This is a genomic window from Streptomyces nymphaeiformis (assembly GCF_014203895.1).
Classification (GTDB): Bacteria; Actinomycetota; Actinomycetes; order Streptomycetales; family Streptomycetaceae; genus Streptomyces; species Streptomyces nymphaeiformis.
On the sequence record NZ_JACHJY010000005.1, the window covers coordinates 501,412 to 524,215 of the forward strand.

Here is a 22,804-nt window from a genome sequence, read left to right on the forward strand (position 1 = left end):
GAACCACGCTTGTTTCCCGCCATTCATGGCATCGAAACACGCTGTCAAGTGTGACTTGCGCAACGTTGGACTGCCTGGCCTGCACCTCTCGGCCGGACAGGCGTAGCCTTTATTTCCGCTGTCCATCACCTTGCGAAGCGGAAGAGGGCGGTTGCCGCCGTGTCGTCTCAGTCCCCCAGTACCCCGAGCTCCCCGGCCGACCAAGACGGGCAGGGCGTAAGCCCCGCAGCCGCCTTCGGTGCCAATGAGTGGCTCGTCGACGAGATCTACCAGCAGTACCTCCAGGACCCGAATTCGGTCGATCGTGCCTGGTGGGACTTCTTCGCCGACTACAAGCCCGGAGCGTCGGAGACCCCGGCCGCCCCGGCCGCCACCACCACGCAGAGCGCCGCGCCCGCCGCGCCGCAGGCGGGCCCCGCACAGGCCGCGCCTTCGGCTCCCGCGGTCGTCCCGGCCCCCGCGCCGGCCCCGGTCGCGGCCCCGGCTCCCGTGAAGCCCTCCGGTGCAAGCACCGGCTCCACCGGAGCGGCTGGCGCCGCGCCCTCTGCTGCCGCGCCGGTCGCCGCGAAGCCGGCCGCCGCCGCTCCGGCGCCGGTCAAGGCCGCCCCGGCCGCCGAGGCGCCCGCCGGTCCCGAGCTGATCACGCTGCGCGGCCCCGCCGCCGCGGTCGCGAAGAACATGAACGCCTCCCTGGAGGTGCCGACGGCCACGTCCGTCCGCGCCGTCCCGGTGAAGCTGCTCTTCGACAACCGGATCGTGATCAACAACCACCTGAAGCGCGCCCGGGGCGGGAAGATCTCCTTCACGCACCTCATCGGCTACGCGATGGTGCAGGCGATCAAGGCCATGCCGTCGATGAACTACTCCTTCGCGGAGAAGGACGGCAAGCCGACCCTGGTCAAGCCGGACCACGTGAACTTCGGCCTCGCGATCGACCTGGTCAAGCCCAACGGCGACCGCCAGCTCGTCGTCGCGGGCATCAAGAAGGCCGAGACGCTCAACTTCTTCGAGTTCTGGCAGGCCTACGAGGACATCGTCAAGCGCGCCCGCGTGGGCAAGCTGACGATGGACGACTTCTCCGGCGTCACGGTCTCCCTGACCAACCCCGGCGGCCTCGGCACCGTCCACTCCGTGCCGCGCCTGATGCCCGGACAGTCGGTCATCATGGGCGTCGGCTCGATGGACTACCCGGCCGAGTTCCAGGGCACCTCCCAGGACACCCTGAACAAGCTGGGCATCTCGAAGGTCATGACCCTGACCTCGACGTACGACCACCGCGTCATCCAGGGCGCCGCCTCCGGCGAGTTCCTGCGGATCGTGGCGAACCTCCTCCTCGGCGAGGAGGGCTTCTACGACGAGATCTTCAAGGCCCTGCGCATCCCGTACGAGCCGGTCCGCTGGCTCCGGGACATCGACGCCTCGCACGACGACGACGTCACCAAGGCCGCGCGCGTCTTCGAGCTCATCCACTCCTACCGGGTCCGCGGCCACGTCATGGCCGACACCGACCCGCTGGAGTACAAGCAGCGCAAGCACCCCGACCTGGACATCACCGAGCACGGCCTCACCCTGTGGGACCTGGAGCGCGAGTTCGCGGTCGGCGGCTTCGCCGGCAAGTCGATGATGAAGCTCCGCGACATCCTCGGCGTGCTCCGCGACTCGTACTGCCGCACCACCGGCGTCGAGTTCATGCACATCCAGGACCCGAAGCAGCGCAAGTGGATCCAGGACCGCGTCGAGCGCCAGCACTCCCGCGTGGAGCGCGAGGAGCAGCTGCGGATCCTGCGCCGGCTGAACGCGGCGGAGGCCTTCGAGACCTTCCTGCAGACGAAGTACGTCGGCCAGAAGCGCTTCTCCCTGGAGGGCGGCGAGTCCGTCATCCCGCTGCTCGACGCGGTCATCGACTCCGCGGCGGAGTCCCGCCTGGACGAGGTCGTCATCGGCATGGCCCACCGCGGCCGCCTGAACGTCCTGGCGAACATCGTCGGCAAGTCGTACGCGCAGATCTTCCGCGAGTTCGAGGGCAACCTCGACCCGAAGTCGATGCACGGCTCCGGCGACGTCAAGTACCACCTGGGCGCCGAGGGCACCTTCACGGGCCTCGACGGCGAGCAGATCAGGGTCTCCCTGGCCGCCAACCCCTCGCACCTGGAGGCGGTCGACCCGGTCCTGGAAGGCATCGTCCGCGCCAAGCAGGACGTCATCAACAAGGGCGGCACGGACTTCACCGTCCTGCCCGTCGCCCTCCACGGCGACGCGGCCTTCGCCGGCCAGGGTGTCGTCGCCGAGACGCTGAACATGTCGCAGCTGCGGGGCTACCGCACCGGCGGCACGGTCCACATCGTCATCAACAACCAGGTCGGCTTCACCGCCGCCCCGGAGTCCTCGCGTTCCTCGATGTACGCGACCGACGTGGCCCGCATGATCGAGGCGCCGATCTTCCACGTGAACGGCGACGACCCGGAGGCCGTGGTCCGCGTCGCGCGGCTCGCCTTCGAGTTCCGCCAGACGTTCAACAAGGACGTCGTGATCGACCTCATCTGCTACCGCCGCCGCGGTCACAACGAGGGCGACAACCCGCAGTTCACCAACCCGCAGATGTACAACCTGATCGACAAGAAGCGTTCGGTGCGCAAGCTGTACACCGAGTCGCTCATCGGTCGCGGCGACATCACCCTCGAAGAGGCGGAGCAGGCGCTCCAGGACTTCCAGGGCCAGCTGGAGAAGGTGTTCGCGGAGGTCCGCGAGGCCACCGCCGCCCCGTCGGCGACGACCGTCCCGGACGCCCGGGCCGAGTTCCCGGTCGCCGTCACCACCGCGGTCTCCCAGGAGGTCGTGAAGCGGATCGCCGAGTCGCAGGTCAGCATCCCGGAGCGGGTCACGGTCCACCCGCGTCTGCTGCCGCAGATGCAGCGCCGTGCCGCCTCGATCGACGACGGCACCATCGACTGGGGCTTCGGCGAGACCCTCGCCATCGGCTCCCTGCTGATGGAGGGCACCCCGGTCCGCCTGTCGGGCCAGGACTCCCGCCGCGGCACCTTCGGCCAGCGCCACGCGGTCCTGGTCGACCAGGAGACCGGCGAGGACTACACCCCGCTGCTCTACCTGACCGAGGACCAGGCCCACTACAACGTCTACGACTCGCTGCTCAGCGAGTACGCGGCGATGGGCTTCGAGTACGGCTACTCGCTGGAGCGCCCGGACGCCCTGGTCATCTGGGAGGCCCAGTTCGGTGACTTCGTCAACGGCGCGCAGACCGTCGTCGACGAGTTCATCTCCTCGGCCGAGCAGAAGTGGGGCCAGACCTCCGGCGTCACGCTGCTCCTGCCGCACGGCTACGAGGGCCAGGGCCCGGACCACTCGTCCGCGCGCCCGGAGCGCTTCCTCCAGATGTGCGCCCAGGACAACATGACGGTCGCCATGCCGACGCTGCCGTCGAACTACTTCCACCTCCTGCGCTGGCAGGTGCACAACCCGCACCACAAGCCGCTCATCGTCTTCACCCCGAAGTCGATGCTGCGTCTGAAGGCCGCGGCGTCCAAGGTGGAGGAGTTCACCACCGGCGGCTTCCGCCCGGTGATCGGCGACAGCACGGTCAACCCGGCCGACGTCCGCAAGGTCGTCTTCTGCGCCGGCAAGGTCTACTACGACCTGGAGGCCGAGCGTCAGAAGCGCGGTGACACGGAGACCGCGATCATCCGTCTGGAGCGCCTGTACCCGCTGCCGGGTGCCGAGCTGCAGGCCGAGATCGCCAAGTACCCGAACGCCGCGAAGTACATCTGGGCGCAGGAGGAGCCGGCGAACCAGGGTGCCTGGCCGTTCATCGCGCTCAACCTGATCGACCACCTGGACCTGGCGGTCGGCGCGGACATCCCGGCGGGCGAGCGCCTGCGCCGGATCTCGCGTCCGCACTCCTCCTCCCCGGCGGTCGGCTCGGCCAAGCGCCACCAGGCGGAGCAGCAGCAGCTGGTCAACGAGGTCTTCGACGCCTGATCTCGTACCGCGTGAAGAGGCCCGGCACCCTGGAAGGGGTGCCGGGCCTCCGGCGTTTCCTGTGCCGTACGGGCTGTCAGCCCAGGTTGGCCTCGAAGTCCCAGTAGGGCCGGTTGCGCTGACGCGCCGACAGGGTGTGCGGGTGCTGGGCCCCCAGGGTGCGGGTGAGGGTGAGCAGGGCGTCCTCCTCCAGCTTGCTCGCCTCCTCGTTCTCCCTGAGCCCGCGCAGGTCGGTGGCGAGGGCCACCTGGGACGACAGGGTGAGCGGGTGCTCGTTGCCCAGGGTGTGCCGGGCCCGGCGCAGGGTGTCCCGGCTGAGCTCGGCGGCGTCGTGCACCCGGCCGTTGAAGTTGCGGGCGGCGCCGGCGTTGAGGGCGCAGCCGAGGACCCAGGGGTGGTCGGAGCCGAGCGAGGAGGTCAGTCCGGCGAGTGCGGCCTCCAGGATGGCGAGGGCGCTCGCGCGTTCGCCGGACGCCTGGAGGACGAGGGCGGTGTTGGCGAGGACACCGGTGGCGACCGGGTGGGCGGGGCCGAGGAGGGCGCGGTAGCCGGCCTCGGCCTCCTGGCTGAGTTCACGGGCCTGGTCGAGGTCGCCGTGTTCGCGGAGGTAGTTGGCGTAGTTGTTGAGGGAGGAGAGCGTCACCCAGTGGGTGCGGCCGTGCACCTGCTCCAGCTGTTCGAGCAGGCTGGCCATGGTGGCTCCGAGGTCCTGCTGGAAGCCGCCCTCGCGGCGCCGGCACAGGGCCAGCTGGGTGCGGGCGTGCAGGGTCTGCAGGTGCTGCGGGCCGAGCACCTGGACGTGCCGCAGGACGTTGGCCTCCTGGCGGGCGAGGGCTTCGCGGTACCGGCCGAGCAGCCGCAGGTCGTGGGCGAGGGCGCTGCTGGAGTTGAGGGTGTGGGAGTGGCGTTTGCCGAGGACGCGCTCGCACTGGGCGAGGGTCTCGGCGTCGGACTCGTGCGCCTCCTGGAAGCGGCCGAGCTGCCGCAGGGTGACGCCGAGGTTGTGCCGGGCGACGAGGGTGGAGAACTCGCTGTCGCCGAGGAGGCGTTCGGCGTCGGCGAGGACGGCGCGCTGCAGTCGTTCCGACTCCTTGTACTGGCCGAGGAAGCGCAGGTCGCTGGAGATGGCGCTGCTGGAGAGCAGGGTGCCGAGCTCGTTGGGGGGCTGGGCGGCGGCGAGGCGCTCGCGCTGGGCGAGGTCGAGGTCGTACGCCTCGCGGAAGCGGCCGAAGGAGCGCAGGATGTTCCCCTGCTGGGTGGTGAGGTCCAGCATGGGCTGGTCCAGCGGGTCCATGAAGGTGGACCAGTTGTCCCGGATCTTCTCGGCGAGCTGGATGCCGGCCTTGAACTCGCCGCTGCGGAAGCAGTAGCGCAGGCAGTTGAGCACCGCGGTCTGGGTGCGCGGGTTGTGGCTGAGGAGCGCGCCCGAGGGTTCCAGGTGGGGCAGGAGTTCGGCGTAGCGGGGCCAGTGACGGCTGTCCATGGGGTTGCCGGGGTCGGCCTCGGCGAGCAGGGTGCGGACGGCCTGGCGGTGGGCGGCGCGGTGGTCGCCCTCGGTGAGCCGGGCGACGATGTCGTGGACGAGCCGGTGCATGTGCACGGACTCCTGGTGGGGGCCCACCTCGGCGTTGTTGACGGGGCCCCGGGTCTCGCGGGTGAGCACCGAGTAGTTGACCAGGGTGTCCAGGGCCCGGGACCAGGCGGCGAGGTCCGTGACCATCCAGCGCAGGTCCTCGGGGAGGTCCGCCTGCGGATAGGCGCGGATGAGACCGAGCGGGATGCGGCCGGGGGCGAAGGACGCGCACAGGCTGAGCACGTCGATGGCCTGCGGCTGGGCGCGCCGGAGCCGGTTGATCAGTATCGACCAGGAGGTGAGGGAGGCCTGCGGGAAGCCGTCGCCGGACGGCTCGACGGCGGAGATCCGTCCTTCGCGGACCATGTGCAGGTACTCGGAGACCTCCATGTGGGACTCGCCCAGCCAGGCCGCGGCCTGGACCAGCGGCAGCGGTACGTCTCCGAACTCGGCGGCGACCTCGTCGGCCTCGGGCGCCGTGATGTGCGGGGCGCGCCGCATCAGGTAGGCGGTGGATTCGGCGCGGTCGAAGCCGGGGACCTCGAGGATGTCGGTGTAGTCGCCCCAGCCGCGGTTGCGCGAGGTGACGAGGACGTGGCCGGGGCCGTGGGGCAGGATGACGTTCGCGCCGTCGGTGTCGTCCCAGCCGTCGAAGACGATGAGCCAGCGGGAGTGCGGGTCGCCCCGGCGCAGGGCCTCGCGGACGGCGCGGATGCGTTCGCCGGGTTCGTTGCCGGTGGCGAGGCCGAGTTCGGCGGCGAGCTCGCCGAAACGGTCGCGCTGCACGTTGCGGTCGTCGGAGCTGACCCACCACACGACGTCGTAGTCGGAGCTGAAGCGGTGGGCGTACTCGGCGGCGATCTGGGTCTTGCCGATGCCGGACATGCCGAGCAGGGTGCACGCGGCGTTGCCGCGCTCGGCGTCCATGAGCCGTTCCTGGAGCTCGCTGAGCAGGTCGTCGCGGCCGGTGAAGCGCGGGTTGCGGCGCGGGATCTCGCCCCAGATCTCGGGTGGGGTGTCGGGGAAGCGGACGAGTGAGCCGGCGGGCAGCCGGCGGCCGGTGGCGCGGCGGGGTTCGACGCCGAGCCGGCTGAGCAGCCGGGCTTCGGCCTCCTCCTCGCCGACGCCCCACAGGCTGACGGGTTCGAGGACGGCGGTGGCCGGGAGCAGGGTCCGGTTGGTGAGGTTGACCGCGGCGAACCGCTCGGCGTGGGCGGCGACGAAGCCGCGCAGCACGTCGTTCCACTCGCCGGCCGCGCGCGGTCCGAGCTGGAAGAACCAGTCGTCCAGGACGAGCAGCACCTGTCCGCGGGCGAGCAGCAGGTCGCCGAGCGAGTCCTCCAGGGGCACCTCGCGCGGCGGGTCCCAGCGCTGAAGGCTCGCGCGCACCCCGTACGCGTCGAGCCGTTGGTTGATCCAGGTGGCCCACGGGCGGTGATAGCCGGGGAAGACCACGAGGACGTGTTCCGGCGCGCTTCTGGCTCCGTGGTCCGCCGCACCGCCCGATCGCTGTTCCGCCATCTGTCGTGTCTCCCGTCCCGCTCCCGCGCAACGCAGTGTCTTGTGCCGTGAGCACAGTGTTACCCAGCGACCAGGGGGGTCGCGCCGAGGCTCGCGTGGTGCAGTCCCATTTGTCGAACGAACTCCCGTCCGTTCGCGGTCAGTTCATCGGATTCAAGCAGGATCGGCAGCGCCTCGCCCACCTGATCGTGGATGTCGTCGAACTGTTGCCCGGCGGCGGACCGCCAGGCCGCCGGCACTCCGTCGGCGGTGACCGCGCGCCACCACAGATCGGCCAGGGCCAGATGCGCGTAGGCGCCGTGCAGCACACCGGCGATGGGCCGTGGGTCCGAACGCCAGCCGACCCGGTGCACGGCGCCCCGCCCGGGGCCGTACAGCGGCACGAGTTCATGGAGTGTCGCGAGCTTGCTGTGGTGCAGCTCGTGCACGAGCGTTTCGGCCATCCCCTGCCCTTCGGCGGGCAGCGAGGTCAGTACGGCTCCGGGGGCGGCGCTCAGGGTGGCGCCCAGGTGCCGGGGTCCGCGCGGGACGACCGGGACGACCGCGCGGACGCCGCGCGCCACCTCGGCGGCCCGGCCGGGGTCCGTGCGGGCGAGGAGGTCCCGGGCGGCGCACCAGGTGGCGGCCCAGGCGGCGTGGTCGGTGTCGGCGGGATCGGCCGCGGCGACCACCGTGCCGCCGCCCCCGCCGAACGGCACCCGGTACGGGTCGAGATCGTCCAGGAGCGCGCTGCCGCCGGGCAGCGGGCGGACGGCGCGCCAGCCGGGGCCGTGGCCCGCGAGGACGCCGTCGTGCCCGCCGGTCAGCCGCAGGACGGCGGGCACGGGGTGGCGGGCGCCGTCCGGGTGGAACCGTACGGTCCGCTCGCCGGCGCTGACCCTGACGCGGTCCGCGGCCACGGCCAGCCGGCCCACGCCGGGCAGCGGGAGCAGGCCGTCGGGGGTCTCCACGGTCAGGTCGAGCGGGCCTCCGGCGCGCAGGGCGGCGGTGACCGCGAGGTTGTCGAGGTGGCCGAGCAGCCGGTCGAAGGCCGGCCCGGGTGACTCGGCGAGCGCGTCGGCCAGCCAGGCGCCGGTCGTGGGGTAGTCGAGGACGTCCCGGACCACGGCGGGATGGCGCTCCTCGACCCGTTCGAGCAGGTCCCAGGCGCGGTCGAACCGGCCGAGCGCGCCCGGTTCGACGGACTCCCGGTGCCGGTGGACGCGCACCAGGAGTGCTTTGAGGAGCAGCAGCCGCCGGGCGTGCAGCGCGGATCGGAGCAGCGTGAGCCCGTCCGGGGCGGGGCTGAGCCGGGCCAGCCGGACGAAGACGGGCGCGGGCAGGGGCGCGCTGTTCACTCCCGGCTCCATGGGCCTACGGCGGGAGGCGCGCATCTGACCGAAAACGGTCGGTCGGGGCGGACACTCCACCGAGGGTCAGCCGTGGACCTTGTCCCCGGCGGTCTCCGCCCAGGAATCGGCCAGCTCCTGGGGATGCCAGAGGACCCGCTCGACGGCGGCCGCCAGGGCGGGATCGTCCATGAAGCGCAGGGTCCGCAGGTCCACGCCGTTGAGATCGGGCAGGTGCCGAGGCCGTTCACCGCCCCGGTCGACGCCTGCGACCCGCTTCGTGTGCTCCAACACCCTCGGCTCCTCCTCACCGACCCTTGTCCCCCACGGTCGTAGCGGCGGAGCGGTTCTTCCCGACGCCCCAGAGGCGGAAACCGGTTCGACTCAACTGCGCCCATGCGCGCCCCCGTTATCCAGCCGTTCCGCGTCCTCCTCGCGCCAGGCCCACCAGGGCGGCGCGATCCGGCGCCGTTCCTCGCGGGAGAAGCGGTCCGGCCGCGGGCGGGGGACGGCCCTGGCCTCGGCGAGCAGCGTCCGGGTCCGCTCGACGTCCGCCCAGTCCACCGCCACCAGCACGCCGTCGAGCCGCCGCCACTGCTCGGCGGCCTCCGCCAGGACCGTCGCGGCGTGACCGACGCGGTCCATCAGGTACAGCACCGCGCCCTGGGCGTGGAGCGCCCGCGCCAGGGTGACGGTGCCGGGGGTGTCGCCGCGGGCGGCCCGGGAGTCGTCGGCGGCGCGCCGGAAGGCGGTGAGGGCGCCGACGAGCTGCCCGTCCCTCGCCGCCTCGCTCAGCTGGAGCTGCACCCATCCCAGTTGCAGCCCGACCTCGGCCCGGGTCGCCGGGTCGCGGGTGGTGCGGAGGGCCTCGTCGAGGAGATGGCGGCTCTCGTACAGGTCCGGCAGGAACCCCGCGCGGTCGAAGCGCAGGGCGAGCACGTTGCCGATGAGGATCCTGGCCCGCTCGCGGGCGGGGGATCCGGCGGGGAGGCAGGTGAGGGCCTCGCGCAGCACGGACTCCGCGCGGTCGACCGGCCGGGTCCCGGTGCCGGCGGCGGCGCGGCGCAGCAGGGACTCGCCCCAGGTGAGCAGGAGGCGGCCGCGCTGCTCGCCCTCGGCGGGGGTGAGCAGGGTGGCCCGCTCGTAGGCCGCGTCGGCGGCCGGCCCGTCGCCCGCGGTCTCGTACAGGCGGGCGCGTGCGGCGGCGTGACGCAGCCTCAGCGCCCGGCCGTCGCCGAGGAGGGCCTCCGCGCGGTCGAGGACGGGGCCGATGCGGTCGGGTCCCGCCTCGGCGAGGTGCAGGGCGTCGGCGAGGTCGAGCAGGGCCGCGGCGCTCTCCCCGAGGGCGAGGGCCGCGGTGAGCTCCTCGGCCGCCGCCGCGCCGTCGCCGCGCGCGAGGAGCAGCCGTCCCCGGCGCAGGTGCAGGGTGGGCCGGGCGGTCGGGGGCCACCGGCCCGCGTCCCCGGCGAGCGTGGCGAGGGCGGTGTCGAGCCGCCGTGCGTCCCCGGTCTCCTGCCACAGGGCGTGCTGGACGACGGCCCGTTCGAGGCGGGCCTCGGCCCAGTGCTCGTCCCCCGGCCGGGCCAGCTCCGCGGCGTTGACGAGGATGTCGTCGGCCCGGTCGAGGAGCTCGCGGCGGCGTCCCGCACGCCGGACGGCCCCCGTGCCCGCCTCCGCGTACACGACACGGCCGAGGACGATCCGGGCCTCGGCGGGCGCGGTGGGGAGCGCCTCCTCGGCGCGCTCGCGGGCGGCGGAGAGGAGGGCGGGGTCGGACTGGGCGCGCCCCTGTTCGAGGAGGCGGCGGGCTTCGGTGAGGGGGTCGGGGGTGACGAGGTCGGGGTGGTAGAAGCGGAGCACGCGCGCGGGGATGCGGGCGAAGAGTTCCGCCTCGGCGCCCTCGGGCCCGGCGGGTTCGTCGGTCTCGTCGGACGCCGGGACGGGGCCGGGTCCGCCCTCGCCGTCGGCGGGGCCGTGGCCGGCGAGCCGGGCGGCGGCGAGCGCCGGGAAGTTCCGCATGCCCTGGCCGAAATTGCGCTCCACGTAGGCGGAGCAGTGTTTCAGGACGAGAGCGGCGGCGCCGGGGTCGAGCGAGCCGAGCAGGAGCTGCTGGATGCCGGGCGGATAGCTGAAGCAGGGGTACGGGGTGGGTCCCGGCAGTCTCCGCAGGAGGCCGCTGAGCAGGACCTCGGCCAGCTCCATGGGCCCGGTGTCGGGCAGCATCGCGCGCTGGACGAGCTGCATGACGGGGAGGGTGAGCGGGGCCGCCGCGAGCTGGACGGCGAGCCGGAGCGCCCCCGGGGATGCGCCCGCCCGGAACGCGCGCAGGAGCTCCTCGTCGCCGCGCGGGACGCGGGGTGTCCGGGGCTCCGGCGGCCGCGTGGGGCCGGGGGCGGGCCAGGCGGCCCAGCCGCGGACGATGTCGCCGCCGTGGCCGGTGTGGAGCCGGGCCCAGGAGGCGAAGGCCTCGGGGGTGGGGGTGAGCACGGGAACGGCCCGCCGGGCCGGGTCGGGGACCGCCCAGGGTTCGTCGTCGGAACGGAAGGCGGCGGGTCCTCCGGGGCGGGAGGAGCGCTGGAAGGTGCCCGGTTCGGCGGGGAGCGCGGTGCGCGGCCACAGGCGCGGCGGCAGCGGCTGGACGAGGGCGAGCGGGGAGTGGCGGGGCCACTGGCGCAGGAAGCGCTGGGCGGCGCCGCGCTGCCAGAGGGGCCCGACGCAGTCGCTGACGACGAGGGTGAGGCGGCGCCCGGTGGGGTCGTGGAGCTGGTCGACGGGGCGGAGCCGGGGCCGGCCGTCGGCACCGGAGGTGGTGGTGACGAGCGGGGGGCCTTCGCCCGTGTCGTAGAGGCGGTGCACCTGGACGTCGCGGAAGGCGCCGGACTGCTGGCAGGCCTGGCGGAGCTCCTCGACCATGCGGTCCCAGACGACCATCGCGGGACCGGTGTCCATGAGGAGCTGGATGTCGGGGCGGCGGCCGGCGGCGGGACGCAGGACGGGTGTGAGGATGCCCGCGGCGGCGCTGCTTTCGGCGGTGGCCTCCTCGTCGAGGACGCCCTCGTCGGGGCGCGGCGGGGCGGGCGCGTACCCCCGCAGCGGGCGCAGGGCCTTCTGGAGGCCGAGGAGCCCGGGCAGGGCGTTGGCGCCGGGCGCGCGTACGGACAGGGCCGCGCCCCGCCCCGTGCCGACGCCCCCGCCGCGGCGCACTCCGTCCGCCGGGCCGACTCCGGCGCGCGTGTGGAGGGCGACGGACTCGCGGCCCGCGGTGCGCTCGGCCGGGGGCGCGGGCGTGGGTGCGGGCGTCTCCTCGTGATTGGCCGGTTCTCGCCCCTCGCCGACGGGCCGGGCGGTCTCCGCGTCTCCGCCTTCCGCGCGGGACGGTGGCTCCGGATCGGGAGTCTCCGGTTCCGGCAGCCACTGGGACAGCCAGAGCGCGTCCGCGACCGCCTCGGCGGACGGGTCCACCCCGCCCGCCCGGAGTCTGCGGGTCAGCTCCTCCAGAGGCATCCGGTGCGTCCGGTGCATCCGGTCATCACCTCGGCTGATCGAGCGGCTGCATGAGCATGTCCGCGATCCGTTCCCTGGTCACCCGTTCGGCGCGGGAGGCGTGCTGGGTCAGGTAGAGGGCGTTGAGGAGCTGGTCGGTGGCGATCACCTCGCCGGGCTCGCGGTTCAGGAAGCGCTGGACGAGGCCCTGTTCGCCGTCGCCCGCGACGGCTTCGGTCCCCAGGTGGGCCTCGATCATCGCGCCGAGCTGCTCCTCGCCGGGCGGTTCGAGCTCCAGGCGGATGCAGCGGCGCAACAGGGCGGCGGGGAAGTCCCGTTCGCCGTTGGAGGTGAGCACGATGAACGGGAAGGTGCTGCAGCGGATCCGGCCGCCGTACACCGGCACCTTGCGGCCGTCGTCGCTGAGCACCTCGACGACCGGCTCCCGGTCGGCGAGCCGCTCCAGCTCGGGGATGGCGAACTCGCCCTCCTCCAGGGCGTTCAGGAGGTCGTTGGGCAGGTCGAGGTCGCTCTTGTCGAGCTCGTCGATGAGCAGGACACGGGGCTGCTCGGAGGGGAGCAGCGCGGTGCCGAGCGGTCCGAGCCGGATGTACGAGCCGATGCCGGCCGGGGCCGCGGCGGCGGAACCGGACGCACCGGCCTGGGCGCGCTCCAGCTGCACGTCCTGGAGGCGGCCGATGGCGTCGTACCGGTAGAGGCCGTCCTGGAGGGTGGAGCGGCTGACGATGGGCCAGCGGAGCACCCGGCCGAGGCGCAGCTCATGGGCGACGGCGTGCGCGAGCGTGGACTTGCCGGTGCCGGGGTTGCCGGTGACGAGGAGCGGACGCCGCAGGTAGAGGGCGGCGTTGACCGCGTCGGTCTCGGCGGGCCGGGGGTGGTGGTTCTGGACGAGCCTGCGCTTGACGCCGAGCCGGCGGTCGGAGCCGGCGAGGGTGTCGTCGGCGCCGCCCGCCGAGAAGTCGCGCCAGGGCGGCGGGGCGGGCAGGCGCCGTATCTCGTCATGCGGATGCCCGGCCCCACGGTAGATCCGCCAATCGTTCACGATGAACTCCTCCTGGCTGTGGTGTGCTGGCCGGGCTTTCCGAACGTACTGCCCCGGGGCCGTACTTGCCGACCCCCGAACCGGTCGTTCCGGGCGGGGACGGTAACTGTCGGACGCGTGGGGCGCTTTGGGCGGGACGGGGCCGGTGAGGGACCGGGGCGGGAGGGATCCTGTGACCGGCCGGGGCGGGAGGGCCCCCGTGACCGCCCGGGGACCGCGGCGGGCTCCGCCGGCCTCACGAGGCCTGCCCGGGGCGGGTCCGGGCGGCGGGCGCCGCCGCCGTCACGGGTCCTCCTCGCCGAGCAGCGGCGGGGGCTCCAGGCGGCCGGCGGCCGGCGGGCGGTCGGGGGGGTCGTACAGGACGGCGATGGTCTCGGCCCAGGCGAGGTCGGCCCGCTCCGGCACCAGGGCGCGCAGGGAACGGATGGGCTCGCCGAGCCCGTGGGCGGTGCGCGCGTCCGCGAGCAGCCAGTCCGCCTCCACGTGGAAGGCCGCGCAGTCGGTGTGGTCGTGGGCGCCGGTCCGCCAGAGGGCCAGGGGGTGGCCGGCGGCCAGGGCGGCGTTCATCGCCATGAGCCCGTCGCCGCTGCCCACCGGGCCGCAGTAGACGGGAACGGTGCCGCCCTCGGCCCGGCGGAGCCGCTCGCGCGTCTCCTCCAGGGTCTCCCGGCGCACGCGCGCGGTGTGGGCGTCCGAGCCCGCGCCGGGCACCTCGGCACGCAGGGGTGTCGCACGCAGCGGTCCCCGCTCCCCTGCCTCCCAGCGCTCCCGCCACTCGGCCGACGGCTCCTTGCCGTGGCGCCGGGCGTCCCTGATGACCACGATGCGGCGCTGCCCGAGGGTGAGGGGCCCCTGCTCCTCGTCGGGTCCCTCCGGGGGTTCGAGCCGCCAGGTGTCGAGCGGCTCGTCGAAGAGCTCGCGCGGCAGCACGGCCTCCACGGAGGCCAGGTGCGGCCCGTTGTCGCCGAGCCTGAGTGCCTCGGCGAGCGGCCCGCGCAGGGTCTCCTTGAGTCGGGCCCGCTCGACACCCCGGTCGTCGCCCTTGAGCGGGGTGACCATGTGCCCGTCGCGGAGCAGCTTCACGCGCCACGGGTAGCGCCGGTCCCAGCGGGGCGTGTCGATCTCCAGGAGCACGTCCGCGCGTGCGCGGCGCTCGCGGGCGCCCGCGAGGGCGGCCGAGCCGTTGGAGCCGATCAGGTCGTCGATCTCGCGGCGGAGGTACGGGCCCGCGTCGGCGGCCAGGTCGATGATCCAGTCCCGGAACGCGGTCACGTCGCCGACACCGCCGGGGCGGCCGGAGACCCGCCGGACGACATGGGCGGCGTACAGGAGCACGGCGTCGAGGCCGGGGTCGCCCGGATCGGTGCGGTCGGGCGCCCGCAGCCCGTACAGCAGTGCGGCGCCCTCGCTCCAGGTGCGCGGGTCGTCCTCGAAGGCGTCCGGGGTGGTGCTGTTCCTGATCCAGGCCCTGACCCGGTCGACCAGGTCCATGATCTCGCCGGCGTTGATCGGGGCGGGCAGCGCGGAGAGCTGCCCCCGTAACCGGGTGCGGAGTTGCGGGCTCAGCGGGTGCGGGCCGCCGAGCTGCTGCTGCGCGCGCGTCCAGTCGGATCCGTAGTCGAGGGACTGGAGGTAGTGGTCGAGGTGATGACGGTCGTGGTCACGCAGTGCCTCGGCCCAGAACCTGCCCCCGGGCGCGTCGTGCAGGCAGCGCAGGGCGGCGAGGGGGACGAGGGCGCCCTGGTCGGACCAGCGTCCCTTGTTGAAGCCGATCACGGCGCCCTGGAGGTCGTCGACGACGGGGCCGCCGGAGCAGCCCTCGACGGGCAGCACCCCCTCCGTCACGAGGGCGCGGGCGTCGACGCCGGTCAGCCGGCCGTGCACCTGGCGGATGCCCAGCTCCCCGGTCTCCCGGGACCAGCCGTGCAGGCCGACCTCGGTGGTGCGGGCCGGAGGCCGCTCGGCGAGCCGGACGCAGGAGGCCTTGAGCGTGCCGGGCACGCGCACGAGGGCGACGTCGGGGAAGCCCCAGGGCTCGGGGCGCGCACCGGGGTCCTCGGGCCGGGGCAGGGCGAGGACCACCGTGCCGATGGACTGGCGCGTCCTCTTGCCGTCCTGCCAGGTGATGCCGACGGCAGGCTTCTTCCTCCACACCTCGCCACCCCCTTCGGCCACGACATGGGCACAGGTCAGCACCCAGCCGGGGGCGATGAAGAAGCCGGTCCCCCAGAACTGGCCGCCGTGCGGGTCATACCCGCCGTCGGGAGCGCCGATGCGTACGAGTGCGGGGCGCACGAGAGCGTCGAAGGCGCTCATACGGTGCCATCGGCCGCCGGACGCCGCTGCCGGGTCACCCCCGACGGCTGCTGCGCGGCCTCCGGCTCGGCGGAGGCGGGCGCGGACTCCGCCGCGGGTGCGGCCGGCGCGGTCGGCGGGCCCTGTTCGGTCCAGGTCAGGGACACGTTCACGGAGGCCTTGCCCGAGCCGTCCGCGAGGACGCCGATCACCTTGCCGGACTGCGCCGACAGTTCGATGCCGAAGCTGACGGCGACCTCCACGGAGCCCTGCGGGTCGAGCCCGGCGCGCAGGGAGCCGACGACCCCGCGCACGACGTCCGTGAGCCCGCCGGCCATCGAGACCACCCGGTCCCTGACGCCGGTGTCCTGGAACCCGCCGCCCCGGCCGAGCTCCTCCGCGTCGCTGACGCGCGCCCACACGGGCGTGCCGTCGTCCAGTCGAATCCGAGCGATCCCGTGTGCCACAGCGGCCCCCGCTCCCCGAAGCGATGTTGGATCCAGAAGGCTAATCGGTGGGACTGACGGGCGACAGGGGACGTGAGGGGTACGGCCTATCCTGATCGCATGTACTTCACCGACCGTGGCATCGAGGAACTGGAGAAGCGGCGCGGCGAGGAGGAGGTCACCTTCGAGTGGCTCGCCGAGCAGCTGCGGACGTTCGTCGACCTCAACCCCGACTTCGAGGTGCCGGTAGAGCGCCTCGCGACCTGGCTGGCCCGTCTGGACGACGACGAGGACGAGGACGAGTAGGAGCTCCCTCCCGGTTGCGGGTCACCGCTCCCGCAGCCGGTCGCGCACTCCGCAATGCCGGTACCGGCCGCCGGCTCACCGCTCCCGCAGCCGGTCGTAGGCGAGTCCGAGCGCGCCGTGCGCGACGAGCAGCGCGCCGGCCGTCGCCCAGCCGCCGCTGCGGCGGCCCGCGCCCCACAGCAGCAGCGGCACCCCCACGAGGAGCTGCGCCCCGCTCAGTACGCGCGCCTTGGGGCCGCGCAGGTACGGGCCGATGGGGCCGTCCTCCACCACGTCCAGCTCGGCGCGCACGGCGTCGAGCCATCCGGTCCGTTCGAGCCGTTCGGCGCCCCCGGCGAGGGCCGCGGCCCGGAGCCGGTCGGCGCTCTCGCCCGGGACGATCCCGGCGGGCAGGGCGAGTCCGGCGCGGGCGAGGACCGCGACGACCCCGACGAGCCGGGCGTGGGCGTCGGCGTCCGGGTCGGGCTCGGTGAGCGGTTCGAGGGCCTGCACGTCCAGGACGGGATCGAGGGCGAGACGGGCGGCGAAGGTGCGCATGGCCTCGTCCTCGCCGACGGGGGTGCCGTCCGCGAGCCAGGTGTAACCGACCGCGCGGCGGAAGCCGGCGGCGAGCGTGAGGCCGGCCCGGTCGCGGTCCCACCAGAGCGCGACGACCGGCCGGCCGGCGGCCGGGACGGCGAGGGCGGTGGCCCAGCCGGTGACGACCTGCTCGACGGGCTCCCCGCCGTGCAGCCAGGGCTTCCCCTCCGGTACGAGCACGGTCCACTCGGCGCCCGCGGGGGCGAGGAGCAGCCGTTCCCGGAGGAGTTGGGCCGACGGCCGGACCTCCGGGGGCTCGGCGCGGCAGAGCAGCAGGGCTCCGGCGGGGTGCGGCGGTCCGGGTGTCGCGTTCATGGCCCCACGCTAGGCCAATTTGTCCGCATAAGACCGCGATTGCCCCGCCCCTGTCAGGGATGAGTCGGGGTCGACTCAGGGTTGACTCCACGAGGCCGCGATATATCGTGTCTATCGAGAAACGCGATATGTTGCGTTGCCGATACGGGAGGTCAGCACCATGACAGAGTGGTCCGTCACCGAGCCGACGAAGCTGGCTCCGGCCGACCCCGTGACGCTGCTGCAGGTCCGCATCGTCAACGGCACGGTGAACGTGGTGGGGACGGACGAGAGTTCCGCCCGCGTGGAGGTCTCCGAGATCGAGGGCCCGCCGCTGATCGTGACGCAGGACGGCTCCACGCTGACCGTGACCTACGAGGACCTTCACTGGAAGAGCATCCTCAAGTGGTTCGAGCGCAAGGAGTACCGCCGCCGGGCGGTCGTCTCCGTCGCCGTCCCCGCGGGCGTCGACGTCGAGGTGGGCGTGGTCGGCGCCGAGGCGGTCGTCACGGGGATCAGAGGGCGTACGGAGGTGCGCGGCGTCACGGGCGACACCACCCTCCTCGGACTCTCCGGCCCGGTCCGCGCCGAGAGCGTCTCGGGGAACCTGGAGGCCCAGTCCGTCACCGGCGCGCTGCGCGTCAACTCCGTGACCGGAGACGTGACGGTGATCGAGGGCTCGGGCTCCTCCGTGAAGGCCGACACGGTCAGCGGCGACATGGTCATCGACCTCGACCCGACCCGGCTCGACGGGCCGCCCGCCGACATCCGGCTCACCAGCGTCTCCGGCGAGGTCGCGATCCGGCTCCCGCACCCGGCCGACGCCCGGGTCGAGGCGAGCACGACGAGCGGCGCCGTGTCGAATGCCTTCGAGGACCTGCGGGTGGGAGGCCAGTGGGGCGCCAAGTCCATCACGGGCACGCTCGGTTCGGGCCGGGGCACGCTCAAGGCGACCACCGTCTCCGGCTCCATCGCCCTGCTCCGCCGCCCCGAGCCCGAGGAGGACGGCGACGCCGCCCCCTCGTCCGACCCCTCCGCGACCGGAAAGGTGCTCTGACATGCCGCCCGTCTTCGCCCACGGACGCCTCCGCCTGTATCTGCTCAAGCTGCTCGACGAGGCCCCGCGCCACGGGTACGAGGTGATCCGCCTCCTGGAGGAGCGCTTCCAGGGGCTGTACGCGCCCTCGGCGGGCACGGTGTACCCGCGCCTCGCCAAGTTGGAGGCCGAGGGCCTCGTCACCCACGCCAGCGAAGGGGGCCGCAAGGTCTACTCGATCACCGACGCCGGCCGCGCCGAGTTGGCCGGGCGCGGCGCCGAACTGGACGACCTGGAGCGGGAGATCCGCGAGTCGGTCTCGGAGCTGGCGGCGGAGATCCGCGAGGACGTGCGGGGCGCGGCCGGCCGGGTGCGCAGCGAGATGCGTGCCGCCGCCGGACAGAACCGCACGGTGGATCCCCCTTCCTTCGCCGAGGCGAAGGAGGAGATGCGCCGCTTCAAGCAGGAGTGGAAGCGGCAGGCCCGCGAGGCCCGCGAGGAGGCCCGGTCGGCGCGCCGCCAGGCGAAGGAGTTCCAGCGCATCGCCCAGCAGGTGCAGGACGAGGTCCAGGACCGGTTCGCGCGGGGCGACTGGCCCAAGGGGGTCTGGGAGGGGATCTCGGGCATCACGGCCCAGCTCGGCGACCTGGTGACGGGCACGACCCATCCGAAGGCCGCGACGCCGGACCCCCGGTTCACGAAGGCCCCGGCCGGCGAGGCGCCGGAATGGGCGCGGGACACGACGGGCTCGGGCGACCCGGCCCGCGACCTCGACCGCCTCCTCGACCGCTTCCGCGACGAGATCCGCGACGCGGCCCGCGACCACGGCGTGACGGAGGACCAGCTCAGGGAGACCCGGGACCACTTGTCGGCCGCGGCGACCCACATCACGGCCCTCCTTCACCCGGAGAGAAGGAGCTGACGGGGCCGGGGCCCACCCGGGCCCCGCCCCACCCCTCCCCCTGGGGCCTCAGCCGCGCGTGACCGTCACCGTCACCCGGGCGCCGGGCGTCGCGAGGATCCAGGCTCGGCCCCGGTCCTTGCGGAGCACCAGCGCGGCACCGTGGGCCGTCACGCGCCAGTCGCCGGGCGGCAGGGAGAGTTCGGTGACGCGGGAGCCGCGCCGGGAGGCCGCCTCGTACGACAGGCGGTAGACCCCGGACGGCGCGTCGTACGCCGCGGAGCGGACCCGGCCCGCGACCGCCTCCGCGTACGGCTCGGCGGTCAGCTCCTTGTTCGTGCGGAAGGCCCCGGTGCCGTCCACGGCGCAGTAGCCGCCGCCGTAGCACCACTCCCAGCCGGTCCAGCCGGAGCCGTAGCGGCCGAGGGAGGCCATGGCCTCGCGGTAGAAGCGGTTCATGTTCGGCAGGGAGTTGTTGAGCGGCCCCCACTCCCCCACGATCACGGGCACCTTGTACTCCTTCGGGTACTGGGTGACCGCCGCCTCGTAGTTCTCGATCCAGCCGGCCGACGGGTCGTAGTCGCCGCCCGCCTCCATGGTGCCGTTGTAGAAGTGGGGGGCGTAGACGACCTTGGGGTCGTCGATCCGCCCCAGACCGGTGGGCACGCCCTCGCCCACGATCGGGGTCGGCTCGACGAAGACCCACCCGTCCTTGTCGACCGAACGGATCGCGTCCGCGATCCGGTTGTACATCGGGGTGATCTGGTCGCGTTCGATGCGCCGGGCGGCCGTCGCGAGGTCCTCGCCCTCGCGCAGCTCGCCCATCGGCTCGTTGATGAGGTCGTAGCCGAGCACGGCCGGGTGGTCCTCGAAGCGGTCGGCGAGCACCCGCCACATGCGGGCCTGGGCGCGCTGGAGGTCGGCGTCCTCGTAGAGGTGGGTGAAGGCGCGCTGGACGGCGGGCTCGAAGTACTGGGAGAACCAGTCGTCGGGGTGCGGGGTGAACGGCAGCCCGTCGGTCCTGGTCGCCCACGCCGGGATGCCCCGGGAGCCGAAGGCGGGCCCGTAGACGTCCTGGTGGGCGTCGAGGATGACCTTGACGTCGTACTTCTGGGCCCAGTCCAGGACCCGTTCGATCTTGCTCAGGTACGCCTGGCTGTACTGGCCGGGCCGGGGCTCCAGGTCGTCCCAGAAGACCAGGACCCGGGCGGTGTTGAAGCCCTTGGCCCGCATGTCGCGGAAGTGCTTCTCCGTGATTCCGGAGAGGGCGGAGTCGCCGCTGTGCGACTTGTCCGCGACGTTCCAGCCGCGCAGGGTGAGGACCCGGCCGCGTGAGTCGGTGAGGGCGGGTATCGCGTCACCGCCGGTCTCCGCCCTGGCGGCGGTCGGGGCGAGCAGCGAGGCGACGACGACGGTCGCCGCGAGGGTGGTTCGCAACAAGGGGGCCTCCGGCACGACAAGGTGAGCGATGTTCACGTTTCTCGTGCCGGAGATCCCATCAGGTCGACCGACCTACTTCAAGATGTCGGTCAGGAGGTCTTCAGAACGATCTTTCCGAAGAGCTCGCCGGAGGCCATCTTCTCGAAGCCCTCGCGCGCCCGGTCCAGCGGCAGGACCTCGTCGATCACCGGCCGGAGGCCCGTCGCCGCGCAGAAGGAGAGGAGGTCCTCCAGCTCGTCCTTGGAACCCATGGTCGAGCCGACGACCTTCAGTTCCAGGAAGAAGATCCGGGTCAGTTCGGCGTGCGACGGGCGGTCGCCGCTCGTGGCGCCCGAGATGACGAGCGTGCCGCCGGGCCGCAGGGACTTGACCGAGTGCGACCAGGTGGCGGCTCCGACGGTCTCGATGACGGCGTCCACCCGCTGCGGGAGCCGCGCCCCCGGCTCGTACGCCTCGACGGCGCCGAGCTCGACGGCCCGCTTCCGCTTGGCCTCGTCGCGGCTGGTGGCGAAGACCCGCAGGCCGGCCGCCTTGCCGAGGGCGATCGCGGCGGTGGCGACGCCGCCGCCCGCGCCCTGCACGAGCACGGAGTCGCCGGGCCGCACGCCGGCGTTGGTGAAGAGCATGCGGTAGGCGGTCAGCCAGGCGGTGGGGAGGCAGGCGGCCTCCTCGAAGGACAGCTCCTTCGGCTTGCGCAGCACGTTCCAGCTGGGGACGGTCACGCGCTCGGCGAAGGTGCCCTGGTAGCGCTCGGTGAGGATGGACCGGGGCTCATCCGGACCGACGCCGTGGCCCGTCTGGCCGATGACGGAGTGCAGGACGACCTCGTTGCCGTCCTCGTCGATGCCGGCGGCGTCGCAGCCGAGGATCATCGGCAGCTTCTCCTCGGGCAGTCCGACCCCGCGCAGCGACCACAGGTCGTGGTGGTTGAGCGAGGCGGCCTTGACGGTGACGGTGGTCCACCCGGGGCGCGCCTCGGGTTCGGGACGTTCGCCCAATTCGAGGCCGTTCAGGGGCTGGTCGCGGTCGATTCGGGCAGCGTAGGCAGCGAACATGGCCCCGACCCTAGGGCGCCTCCGGTACGTGACGGAACCACGCCCCGGTGTGACCCGTGTCGCCTGGACAGAGCCGGACCGGCACGCGACCGGACCCGACCCGACCGCACCGCACGTCCCCGCACGCCGAAGGGCCCCGTCCCGGTGCAGTCCGGAACGGGGCCCTTCGGTGGAGGCGAACCGCGTCAGCGGCGGGCGACGCCCTCGGCGCGGGCGGCGGCGGCGACCGCGGCCGCGACGGCCGGGGCGACCCGCTCGTCGAACGGCGACGGGATCACGCAGTCGGCGGCGAGCTCGTCGCCCACGACGTCCGCGATGGCGTTGGCCGCGGCGATCTTCATGCCCTCGGTGATCCGGGAGGCCCGGACCTGGAGCGCGCCGGCGAAGATGCCGGGGAACGCGAGGACGTTGTTGATCTGGTTCGGGTAGTCCGAACGGCCGGTCGCCACGACGGCCGCGTACTTGTGCGCGACGTCGGGGTGGACCTCGGGGTTCGGGTTGGCCATGGCGAACACGAAGGAGTTCGGGGCCATCGCGGCGACGGCCGCCTCGGGGACCGTACCGCCGGAGACGCCGATGAAGACGTCCGCGCCGGCCAGGGCGCTCTCCAGGGAGCCGCTGAGGCCCGCCTTGTTGGTGAGCTCGGCGATCTCGCGCTTGACGTCCGTGAGGTCCTCGCGGTCGCGGCTGACGATGCCCTTGCGGTCGGCGACGGCGACGTCGCCGAGGCCGGCCTCCAGGAGGAACTTCGCGATGGCCACACCGGCCGCGCCGGCGCCGGAGATGACACCGCGCAGGTCGCCGAGGGTCCGGCCGGTCAGCTTCGCCGCGTTGCGGAGGGCCGCGAGCGTGACGATCGCGGTGCCGTGCTGGTCGTCGTGGAAGACCGGGATGTCGAGGCGCTCCTGGAGCTTGCGCTCGATCTCGAAGCACCGCGGGGCCGAGATGTCCTCCAGGTTCACCCCGCCGAAGGAGGGGGCGAGGCGGACGACGGTCTCGACGATCTCGTCGGTGTCGGTGGTGGCGAGGGCGATCGGGACCGCGTCCACGCCGCCGAACTGCTTGAAGAGGATGGCCTTCCCCTCCATGACCGGGAGGGAGGCCTCCGGGCCGATGTCGCCGAGGCCGAGGACGGCCGTGCCGTCGGTCACGACGGCCACGACCTGGGACTTCCAGGTGTAGTCGTTGACCAGCTCGGGCTGCTCGGCGATCGCGGTGCACACCTTGGCGACGCCGGGCGTGTACGCGAGGGACAGGTCGTCCTTGTCCCGGAGGGGGACGGTGGCCGCCACGGCCATCTTGCCGCCCCGGTGAAGGGCGAAGACAGGATCGAAGGGCTCCTCGGGAGCTTCCGTACCGCTGCCGTTGTGAGGATTGACGATTTCCGCTGCCATTGGGTTGACCCCTTGAGTCTGCTGCATTTGAGGGTTGGCCGCTCCTGGTGTGGAGCGGTGGGCGGGTCCCGCGGCCGCCGTGTCTGGCAGCCGCGCG

15 protein-coding genes are annotated in these 22,804 nt (G+C 73.4%); 4 read left to right on the forward strand and 11 right to left on the reverse strand.

All coding sequences use genetic code 11. From position 1 onward, the window contains the following. Window positions 1-159: 159 nt before the first annotated feature. On the forward strand, window positions 160-3,993 hold the full coding sequence (locus GGE06_RS19720; protein WP_116158861.1) for a multifunctional oxoglutarate decarboxylase/oxoglutarate dehydrogenase thiamine pyrophosphate-binding subunit/dihydrolipoyllysine-residue succinyltransferase subunit: 3,834 nt from the start codon (window positions 160-162) through the stop codon (window positions 3,991-3,993). A 76-nt stretch (window positions 3,994-4,069) separates the two neighbouring features. Here the strand turns inward: GGE06_RS19720 and fxsT are convergent, their stop codons facing one another. The 7 genes from fxsT to GGE06_RS19755 form a co-directional block, all read right to left on the reverse strand. After that, window positions 4,070-7,087: an FxSxx-COOH system tetratricopeptide repeat protein gene (fxsT, locus tag GGE06_RS19725; protein WP_116158862.1), complete on the reverse strand. Its 3,018-nt coding sequence runs from the start codon at window positions 7,085-7,087 to the stop codon at window positions 4,070-4,072. Window positions 7,088-7,146: 59 nt separating this feature from the next. Beyond that, entirely contained in the window at window positions 7,147-8,424 is a 1,278-nt protein-coding gene (locus GGE06_RS19730; protein WP_184931377.1) for an aKG-HExxH-type peptide beta-hydroxylase, read from the reverse strand. Window positions 8,425-8,502: 78 nt separating this feature from the next. After that, the gene (locus GGE06_RS19735; protein ID WP_147321067.1) at window positions 8,503-8,709 is read right to left on the reverse strand and encodes an FxSxx-COOH-like cyclophane-containing RiPP peptide; all 207 of its coding nucleotides are present in this window, start codon (window positions 8,707-8,709) and stop codon (window positions 8,503-8,505) included. A gap of 90 nt (window positions 8,710-8,799) precedes the next feature. Further along, entirely contained in the window at window positions 8,800-11,937 is a 3,138-nt protein-coding gene (locus tag GGE06_RS43475; protein ID WP_281402353.1) for an SAV_2336 N-terminal domain-related protein, read from the reverse strand. Window positions 11,938-11,944: 7 nt separating this feature from the next. Next, complete coding sequence (locus GGE06_RS19745; RefSeq protein WP_116158865.1) at window positions 11,945-12,961, reverse strand: AAA family ATPase; 1,017 nt, start codon at window positions 12,959-12,961, stop codon at window positions 11,945-11,947. 282 nt (window positions 12,962-13,243) lie between these two features. Then, window positions 13,244-15,277 (reverse strand): VMAP-C domain-containing protein, encoded by a 2,034-nt coding sequence (locus GGE06_RS19750; protein ID WP_116158866.1) that lies wholly within the window; start codon window positions 15,275-15,277, stop codon window positions 13,244-13,246. After that, window positions 15,274-15,723, reverse strand: a complete 450-nt coding sequence (locus GGE06_RS19755; protein ID WP_116158867.1) for a CU044_2847 family protein — start codon at window positions 15,721-15,723, stop codon at window positions 15,274-15,276. The genes GGE06_RS19750 and GGE06_RS19755 overlap by 4 nt, the downstream gene beginning before the upstream one ends. Before the next feature lie 99 nt (window positions 15,724-15,822). Between GGE06_RS19755 and GGE06_RS19760 the strand changes: the two genes are divergently transcribed. After that, the gene (locus GGE06_RS19760; protein ID WP_018102711.1) at window positions 15,823-16,008 is read left to right on the forward strand and encodes a DUF6104 family protein; all 186 of its coding nucleotides are present in this window, start codon (window positions 15,823-15,825) and stop codon (window positions 16,006-16,008) included. Window positions 16,009-16,083: 75 nt separating this feature from the next. Here GGE06_RS19760 and GGE06_RS19765 read toward each other — a convergent pair whose 3' ends face one another. Then, complete coding sequence (locus GGE06_RS19765) at window positions 16,084-16,902, reverse strand: hypothetical protein (RefSeq protein WP_116158868.1); 819 nt, start codon at window positions 16,900-16,902, stop codon at window positions 16,084-16,086. Between the two features lie 160 nt (window positions 16,903-17,062). Here GGE06_RS19765 and GGE06_RS19770 point away from each other — a divergent pair, with 160 nt between their 5' ends. Together GGE06_RS19770 and GGE06_RS19775 are read left to right on the forward strand one after the other, a co-directional pair. Further along, complete coding sequence (locus tag GGE06_RS19770; RefSeq protein WP_116158869.1) at window positions 17,063-17,938, forward strand: DUF4097 family beta strand repeat-containing protein; 876 nt, start codon at window positions 17,063-17,065, stop codon at window positions 17,936-17,938. A gap of 1 nt (window position 17,939) precedes the next feature. Continuing rightward, the gene (locus GGE06_RS19775) at window positions 17,940-18,839 is read left to right on the forward strand and encodes a PadR family transcriptional regulator (protein WP_116158870.1); all 900 of its coding nucleotides are present in this window, start codon (window positions 17,940-17,942) and stop codon (window positions 18,837-18,839) included. A gap of 48 nt (window positions 18,840-18,887) precedes the next feature. On the opposite strand, the gene GGE06_RS19780 is transcribed toward GGE06_RS19775, so the two are convergent. The 3 genes from GGE06_RS19780 to GGE06_RS19790 all read right to left on the reverse strand — a co-directional run bounded on the left by GGE06_RS19780 (window position 18,888) and on the right by GGE06_RS19790 (window position 22,707). Continuing rightward, the gene (locus tag GGE06_RS19780; RefSeq protein ID WP_116158871.1) at window positions 18,888-20,258 is read right to left on the reverse strand and encodes a cellulase family glycosylhydrolase; all 1,371 of its coding nucleotides are present in this window, start codon (window positions 20,256-20,258) and stop codon (window positions 18,888-18,890) included. An 89-nt stretch (window positions 20,259-20,347) separates the two neighbouring features. Beyond that, window positions 20,348-21,313 (reverse strand): zinc-binding dehydrogenase, encoded by a 966-nt coding sequence (locus GGE06_RS19785; protein ID WP_030688786.1) that lies wholly within the window; start codon window positions 21,311-21,313, stop codon window positions 20,348-20,350. A 185-nt stretch (window positions 21,314-21,498) separates the two neighbouring features. After that, window positions 21,499-22,707 carry an NAD(P)-dependent malic enzyme gene (locus GGE06_RS19790; RefSeq protein ID WP_184931378.1) on the reverse strand — a complete coding sequence of 403 codons (1,209 nt, stop codon included), beginning with the start codon at window positions 22,705-22,707 and terminating at the stop codon, window positions 21,499-21,501. Window positions 22,708-22,804 lie beyond the last annotated feature (97 nt).